The organism is Sphingomonas elodea ATCC 31461, assembly GCF_000226955.1.
Classification (GTDB): Bacteria; Pseudomonadota; Alphaproteobacteria; order Sphingomonadales; family Sphingomonadaceae; genus Sphingomonas; species Sphingomonas elodea.
In genome coordinates, this window is record NZ_AGFU01000033.1 from 20,187 (window position 1) to 28,234 (window position 8,048).

Below are 8,048 nucleotides of genomic sequence, written 5' to 3' on the forward strand. Positions count from 1 at the left end.
ACGCCTCCATGCAGTGCCTGCTTCGCGCTCTCGGCGCCACCCCCGCGCTCGTCCTGGCGATGTCGGCCTCGGCACAGACCGCCGACAAGGCCAGCCTCTATCCCGCCGCTGCCGCCGGCGACGGTGCCACCACCGGCGGCTACAATCTCTCCCGCTGGGCCGAGGACTGGCGCGCGCTGTGCGATCCCGCCAAACGGACGGACCCCATCGACGCGCTGAAATGCGTCAAGCTCACGCCCAGCGGCGACGTCTATGTCACCTTCTCCGGGGAGGCGCGGCTGCGGGTCAACCACACCACCAACCCCAATCTGCGCGACAGCCCGGCCCAGCGGCAGGACATCGTTCGGCTGGTCGGCGGGGCCGATGTGCATGTCGGCGAGCATCTGCGCGTCTATGCCGAGGTGGCGCATGGCGGCATCAGCGGGCGGGAGTTGGGCGCCCCCGCCGCCACGCTGCGCAACGACATCGCCGTGCAGCAGTTGTTCGTCGAGGCGAAGGGCAGGGTCGGCGCGGTCGATGTGGGCGCGCGCTATGGCCGGCAGGAGTTCGTCGACGGCCCCAACCTCATGGTGTCGCAGCGCGACAACAACACCATCCGCTATACCGTGAACGGCCTGCGCGCCTGGGCCCGGACCGAGACGATGCGGGTCGACGCCTTCGATCTGAAGCCCACCCAATATGGCGATCTCGGCACCGAGGACGACGTGATCGACCCCGCCCGGCGCTTCTCGGGCGTGACGCTGGGTTTCGTCGTGCCCAAGGGCTGGTTCGGGGGGGCGAAGCTCTATGTCGATCCCTTCTTCTGGCGCCGGCGCAACAAGGTGGGTGCCTGGGGCGGCCGCGTCGGGCCAGCCACCCGCTATTATCTCGGCACCCATGTGTTCGGCGAGGCGGGGCGCGTGACGATCGACTGGACGGTCAACCATCAATGGGGGACGTTCCGCGATCAGAAGATCGACGCCTGGCACCTGCTCTTCGCCCAGAATGTACGGCTGGGGACCAGCGCCGCGGCTCCGCGCCTGGGCTTCCACGCCGATTATGCGAGCGGCGGCGGCGGTTATGGCGACGGCAAGCTGCGCAACGCCTATGCTCCGTTCGGCAACAACATCTATTACAGCTATGGCCTGTTCCTGACGCCGAGCAACCTGATCACCGTGGCGCCGACGTTCAGCGTCTCGCCGACGCCCAGGCTCCGCCTGTCGGCAGCGGTCCAACGCGCGTGGCGGGCGAATGTGCACGACGCGGTGTACCGCGCCAGCGGCGCGCCGTTCGCGGGGACGCAGAACGTGCGCGACGCCCGCATCGGCGACGTGCTCCAGCTCCAGGCGATCTGGACGCTGTCGCCGCGCCTGTCCGTAACCGGTCGATACGAGCATCTCGCCGCCGGTCCCTCGCTCACCAGGGCGGGATATACCAGCTCGGACTTCCTGGCCGGCTGGATCAGTTTCCGCTTCTGAGGGCCTTCCGCCCGGCGCGCCGCAGCGGGCCGGGCGGGCATGGGCGGCACCAACTTGTCGGGGAAATGTGGATCCGCCCCGCCTACGACCATTTCGGCTTCACGTGGCGGTTTATCATCCTGAACCACCCCCTTATGATGGGCTTCGCGGACATCGCCGCCCGAACCGGGCGGGATGCGAATTGCGAGGGGATGCCATGAAAGTTTTGACGATTTTCGCCGCGACGGCACTTGCCTGCTCGATGGCCGCCCCCGCCCTGGCGCAGAGCCCCGCGCGCTTCAGCGAGTTCCGCTATGCAGGCCATGCCATGTCGGCCCCGGCGGTTGCGCCCGGCGCCTATCGCAATCCGATCTTGTCGGGCTATTACCCCGATCCCTCGGTCACGCGCGTCGGCAACGACTATTATCTCGTGCTGTCGTCCTTCGCCCATTATCCGGGGCTGCCGATCTTCCATTCGCGGGATCTGGTACACTGGACGCAGATCGCCAACGCGATCGACCGTCCCGGCCAGCTCGATTTCACCGGCATGCGCACCTCGCAGGCGGTGTTCGCGCCGGACATCTCCTGGCACGCCGGCACCTTCTACATCGTCAACACCTGCGTGAGCTGCCGCGGCAATTTCGTCATCACCGCCAAGGATCCGCGCGGTCCCTGGTCGGATCCGGTCTGGCTGCCGTTCGAGGGCATCGACCCGTCGATCTACTGGGAGGGCGACAGGGCCTATATCGTCAACAATCGCGCGCCGGACGAGACCGCCCGCTACGAGGGGCACCGCGCGATCTGGCTCCAGGAATTTGACTGGCGCACGGGCAAGATGGTCGGCCCCAGCACCCAGCTGGTCAACGGCGGGGTCGACATCACGAAGAAGCCGGAATGGATCGAGGGGCCGCACGTCTTCAAGAAGGACGGCTGGTATTATCTCATCGCCGCCGAGGGCGGGACCAGTGTCAACCATTCGCAGGTCGTGTTCCGCTCCAGGGACCTGCGCGGCCCCTATCTGCCCTTCGCCGGCAATCCGATCCTAACCCAGCGCGACCTGGATCCCAAGCGGCCGAATCCGGTGACCTCCACCGGCCACGCCAAGCTGGTGCAGACCCAGACCGGCGAGTGGTGGGCGACGTTCCTCGGCGTGCGCCCCTATGCCGACGATTTCTACAATACCGGCCGCGAGACCTTCCTGCTGCCGGTCCGCTGGGTCGACGGGTGGCCGATCATCCTGCCCAAGGGCACGCCGTTGCCGCTCGTCGCCAGGGCGCCCAGGCTGCCCGGGCAGGCAAGGCCGGCGCTGCCGACCAGCGGCGACTTCGGCTATGTCGATCGCTTCGCCGGCAGCCGGCTGTCGATGCAGTGGGTCGGCATCCGCACGCCCAGGGTGCCCTTCTACAAGGTCGAGCGCGGCGAACTGGTGATCACTAGGGGGGCGCCGCTCGGCGACCTGACGCAGGTGCCGGGTTTTGTCGGCCGCAGGCAACAGCACGCAAACGCGGATGTCAGTGTCGTCGTGCGCTACACGCCCGCAAAGGACGGCGACCGCGCCGGCCTCGCCGCGGTGCAGAGCGACGAGAACAACCTGTTCTTCGGGCTCACCCGCACGTCCGGCATCCGCACGCTGGCGCTCTACACCACCGAAAAGGGCAAGGAGCGGCTGGTCGCCGCCACGCCGCTGCCGGGGATGGCGCCCGTGCAGCTCGCCCTTGCAATCCGCGGCGGCAAGATGCGGTTCGACTATCGCGTCGGCGGTCGGCTGAAGACGTTGCAATATGACGTCGACGCCCGGTTCCTCAGCACGCACGAGGCCGGTGGTTTCGTCGGCACGATCATTGGCCCGATGGCGGTGATGCGATGATGCGGGCCGCGGCGCTGGCCGCGGCGCTCTTGCTCCATTCGCGCGACCTGGTGAACTGGGACATCCTCTCGCATGTCATACCGAGGCTCGACGGACTGCCGGCGTTCGACCTGCAGGAGGGCGGCGCCTATCGCGGCGGCGTCTATGCGCCGAGCCTGCGCTACCATGGCGGCATGTTCTATCTGGCGGTGACGCCGATCCGGCAGAACACCCGCATCTACCGCGCGCGCAACCCGCGCGGGCCCTGGACCTATGTCGCGCTCGACCGCGCCGCCTTCGCCCCCCCGCTGTTCTTCGACGATGACGGAAAGGTCTATCTCGCCACCTCGATCGGCACCGACGGCACGATCACGCTCCACACGCTGGACAAGACCGTCTCGCGGATCAGCGCGAGCCGGGTGATCTACTACAACAAGGGCGCGGAAGGGTCGAAGCTGCTCAAGCGCAACGGCTGGTACTATCTGTTCAACGCGATCCCGAACAAGCTGGCGCTCACCGTCTCGCGGGCGCGCAAGCTCGACGGGCCGTGGGAGACCCGCCCGCAGATCGACGACACCACGGGGGGCCATCAGGGGGCGCTGGTCGATCTCGCCGACGGCCGCGATGTGGGCTTCGTGATGCGCGATTCCGGGCCGATCGGCCGGGTGACCAACATCAGCCCGGTGTTCTGGCGCGACGGCTGGCCCGTCTGGGGCACGCCCGATGCGCCGGGGCGCGTGCCGGAACGCGTACAAAAGCCGATCCGGGGCGGCCGCTTCATCGAGCCGCCGAGCTCGGACGATTTCAACGCCGCCACCCTCGGGCGACAGTGGCAGTGGAATCACAATCCACTCGACCCCTATTGATCGCTAACGGCGCGGCGCGGCTGGCTGCGGTTGCGCGCCGTCCCGGCGGACCAGCTCTGGTGGGGACGCAACACGCTGGCGCAGAAGGGCCAGGCCCCCTATTCGCGCGGCGAGGTGGTCGTCGACCCCGCCGGCATCCGGCCGGGCGATGTCTGCGGCTTCGGCACCTTCGGCAAGTATAGCGCGACGATCGCGATAGTCGGCCAGCCGGACGGCGGCCGGGCCCTATCGATGCGGGTCACCGAATCCACCACGACCGGGCCGAAGACCGAGGTGCGCGTTAAGGCGGTGCCGACCCACGCCGCCCGCTTGTGGCTGCGCACGGAGATGGATTTCACCGCCGAAACCGCGCTGCTTTCGTACAGCGAGGATGGACGACGGTTCACGCCGCTCGGCGGCACGGTGCCGCTGGTCTATGACTGGCGGACCGGCACCTTCCAGGGGGTCCAGTTCGCGCTGTCCTGCTTCCATCCGGGCAGCGGCGGCGGGGTGCTGGACGTGGACCGCTTCACCCTGTCGCGCTGAACGCGGTGCGCGGAAGAGCCGCTACGCGATCCGCGCGTTGCAACACCTTGCCGATCGACTGGGGAGCCGCGCAGTGCAGCCTGCGGAAATCGTCGCTGCACAGAATAATGCGGCCAAGTTCCTGGCCGTCATCCTCTCCGAACTCGACCGCGTGGGACTGGACCGCTCGCAGCGCGGGCGCGAGGGCAGCTATCTGCTGGTGCCGGCGCCTGCCGAGGTTCGCATCGGCGAGATGATCCGCCTGATGCGCGGATCGATCGCGCTGGTCCCCTGCGCCAGCCGCGACCCGCATGGGCAGTGCGAGTTGCGTGCCCGAAGCGCCGTGCCGTCTGCGCCATCTGCTGCTGCAGGTGCGCGACGAGACCGCCCGGTTGCTGGCGGCGGCGACGCCCGGGGCATGGATGCCGCGCCAGTTCGACAATCCCGCCAATATCGATGCGCATGCCCGCACCAACATGATCGAGATCCTCGCCGATTTTCGCAACGAGCCGGTCGACACGATCCTCACCGGCGTGGGCACCGGCGGCCATATCACCGCGCTTGCCGAGACGCTGAAGATGGACTGGCCGGGGCTGCAGGTGTTCGCCGTGGAGCCCGCCGCCTCGCCGGTGCTGTCCGCAGGAGCCGCGGGGCCGCACCCTATCCAGGGAATCGGCGCGGGATTCGTCCCGGCCAACCTCCATGCCGACATGCTCGACGGCGTGGTGCAGGTGGAGGCGGAAGCGGCCCGCCGGTTCGCCCAGGCGGCAGCGCGGCGCGAAGGACTGCTGGTGGGGCTGAGCTCCGGCGCCACCCTGGCTGCGATCGCGGCGAAGCTGCCCGAACTCGCCGGGCTGCGCATGCTCGGCTTCGCTTACGACACCGGCGAGCGCTATCTCTCGGTCCCCGGTTTCCTTGCCGAAAGGAAGGCGGTGGCTGCGCCCAAGCTGCACTTGGCGGACGCAAAGCCAAACTAAATTCCTAATCTCTACCTATTCAGTAGAGATAAGGCCTCACCAAGAGGGAGGCATCATGATCCCACCCATCTACCGGGGCCGCTGACCCACTCACCCGGTTCCAGAGAGCCGACGATCCATCGCTAACGCCGCCGCAGTCCGGCCGCCCGCGCGCATGCTGGGCAAGGGAAAGCCGCGCCCGGCGAAGACGATCGGCCGACGACCATTGCTCAGGGAGATTCCATTGTCGTTTGCTTCGTCCGTGCCGGCATGGCTTGCCGGCGCCAGCCTCGTCGCGCTCTTCGCAGGCGCCGCCCAGGCCCAGACCGTCCAGCTCGCCGCCATCGATCCGGTGCGCACGCCGCTGGCGGAAGGGCCCGCGGATAGCGATGCGGCGCCCGCTGCCGGAGGGAGCGACATCGTCGTCACCGCCCGCCGCCGCACCGAGCGTGCGCAGGACGTGCCGATCGCCCTCAGCGCGATCAGCGGCGAGACGCTGGCCGCGCGCGGCGACTATCGGCTCGATCAGATCCAGCAACTGGTGCCCGCGCTGCAGGTGTTCAGTTTCAACCCGCGCAACACCAACATCAACATCCGCGGCCTCGGCTCCAACGTCGCGCTCACCAATGACGGGATCGAAAACGGCGTCGGCCTCTATATCGACGGCGTCTATTACGGCCGGCCGGGGCAGAGCCAGTTCGACCTGGTCGATCTCGAACGCGTCGAGGTGCTGCGCGGGCCACAGGGTACGCTGTTCGGCAAGAACACCACCGCCGGCGCGATCAACATCAGCTCGCGCCTGCCGAGCTTCGAAACCGAGGCAAGCGGCGAGGCCAGTTTCGGCGACTATGGCTATCGCCAGCTGCGCGGCTCGCTGAGCGGTCCGCTGGTCGATGGCCTTGCCGCCGCGCGGATCAGCCTTGCCGAAACGCACCGCGATGGCTTCCTGCACAACGTCACCACCGGCAGCGACGTCCACAACTATGACGACTTCACCGCACGCGGGCAGGTGCTGGTCACGCCGCTCAGCGGGCTGTCGATCCGGCTGATCGGCGACTATTCCAACCAGCGCCAGCAATGCTGCATCAACCTGCCGGTCTCCGTCTTCACCAGCTATGCCAACGGCACGACCATTGCGAACAACTGGCTGCAGCGGGCGGCGCGAGCGGGCTACACGCCGCTCGCCTTCGACCCCTTCGCGCGCAAGACCGACGCCAATTCGCCCTTCTACGCGATCATGGATACATGGGGCCTGTCGGGCGAGGTCAATTACGACCTGGGCGGGGCAACGATCACTTCCATCACCGCCGGGCGGCATTGGAACTGGTACCCGTCGAACGATGCCGACGTCACCCGGCTGTCAGTCAACCTCCAGAGCAACCAGCAGAATTTCCAGCGCCAGTTCAGCCAGGAGGTCCGCATCGCCTCCAGCGGTTCCGCCCATGTCGACTGGCTGATCGGCGGATACTATTTCTGGCAGGTGGTGCGCGGGCGCGGCGCCGCGATCTATGGCGAGGATGCCGCCAACTGGCTGTATCCGAACGACGCGCCGGTGGTCTCCGATGCCGCGGTGAACGGGTTCACCTCGCGCTCGCGCTCCGATCCGCACACCCGCAGCCTCGCCGCCTTCGCGCAGACGAGCTGGCATATCACCCCGCGGCTCAGCCTCACCACCGGGCTGCGCTTCACCCATGAGGACAAATGGGGCAGCTATGTCTCGGTACAGACCGACGGCAAGTCGCTTGCCGGACTGACCGCCGCGCAGGCCACGCGCGCACAGGCGATCCGCAACGGCCTGGCGCCCCAAGCGAATTACAGCGTGAATGCCACGGACGACAGCTGGTCCTGGCTGGCGACGCTGAGCTGGAAGCCGGTCGAGGACGTGCTGCTCTACGCCACCAATTCGCGCGGCACCAAGTCGCAGGGCCTCAATCTCACCACCATCCCGGCGGGCGTGAGCGCGGTCGTCGATCCCGAGCAGACAGATAATTACGAGATCGGCCTCAAGTCCCAGCTGTTCCACCGCACCCTCACCGCGAACCTGGCCGGTTTCTGGGCGGACGTGACCAATTACCAGACGACGATCGTCCAGCAGGTGATCGGCACCAACAGCTACATCAACTACATCGCCAATATCCCGAAGGTCCGGTCGCGCGGGTTCGAGGCGGATCTGGCCTGGCAACCGATCGCCGATCTCGGCTTCACCGGGGCGCTTGCTTATACCGACGCCTCCTATCGCGACTATCCGAACGGCCCGACGCCGGTGGAGGCACTCAACCCCACCGCTGCGCTGCCCGCCGGCACACCGCTCCAGAACATGAGCGGGCAGCGGCTGGCCGGCGTGCCCAAATGGTCCGCCTCGCTCGGCACCGATGCCAGCCACGCACTGACCGAGCGGGTAACGCTCTACGGCCATGCCGACTGGTCGTGGCGGGGCGGG

5 protein-coding genes and 2 pseudogenes are annotated in these 8,048 nt (G+C 67.8%); all 7 read left to right on the plus strand.

The annotated features are described in order from the left end of the window. Nucleotides 1-8: 8 nt before the first annotated feature. A complete protein-coding gene (locus KK7_RS0110535; protein WP_010544615.1) occupies nt 9-1,457 on the plus strand; it encodes an alginate export family protein in 1,449 nt (482 codons plus the stop codon). Nucleotides 1,458-1,653: 196 nt separating this feature from the next. Beyond that, entirely contained in the window at nt 1,654-3,303 is a 1,650-nt protein-coding gene (locus tag KK7_RS0110545; protein WP_010544616.1) for a glycoside hydrolase family 43 protein, read from the plus strand. Further along, nucleotides 3,300-4,148: a family 43 glycosylhydrolase gene (locus KK7_RS23375; RefSeq protein WP_051121306.1), complete on the plus strand. Its 849-nt coding sequence runs from the start codon at nt 3,300-3,302 to the stop codon at nt 4,146-4,148. Before KK7_RS0110545 ends, KK7_RS23375 begins: the two co-directional genes overlap by 4 nt. A gap of 30 nt (nt 4,149-4,178) precedes the next feature. Further along, nucleotides 4,179-4,673, plus strand: a complete 495-nt coding sequence (locus KK7_RS23380; protein WP_051121307.1) for a beta-xylosidase family glycoside hydrolase — start codon at nt 4,179-4,181, stop codon at nt 4,671-4,673. Next, a pseudogene (locus KK7_RS21880) lies at nt 4,564-4,938 on the plus strand (RrF2 family transcriptional regulator); the annotation flags it as partial. The gene KK7_RS23380 and the pseudogene KK7_RS21880, both read left to right, overlap by 110 nt. A gap of 94 nt (nt 4,939-5,032) precedes the next feature. Then, nucleotides 5,033-5,629, plus strand: a pseudogene (locus KK7_RS20505) (pyridoxal-phosphate dependent enzyme); the annotation flags it as partial. A gap of 223 nt (nt 5,630-5,852) precedes the next feature. Further along, a partial coding sequence (locus tag KK7_RS20510; protein ID WP_010544619.1) for a TonB-dependent receptor occupies nt 5,853-8,048 on the plus strand: 2,196 nt, incomplete at its 3' end.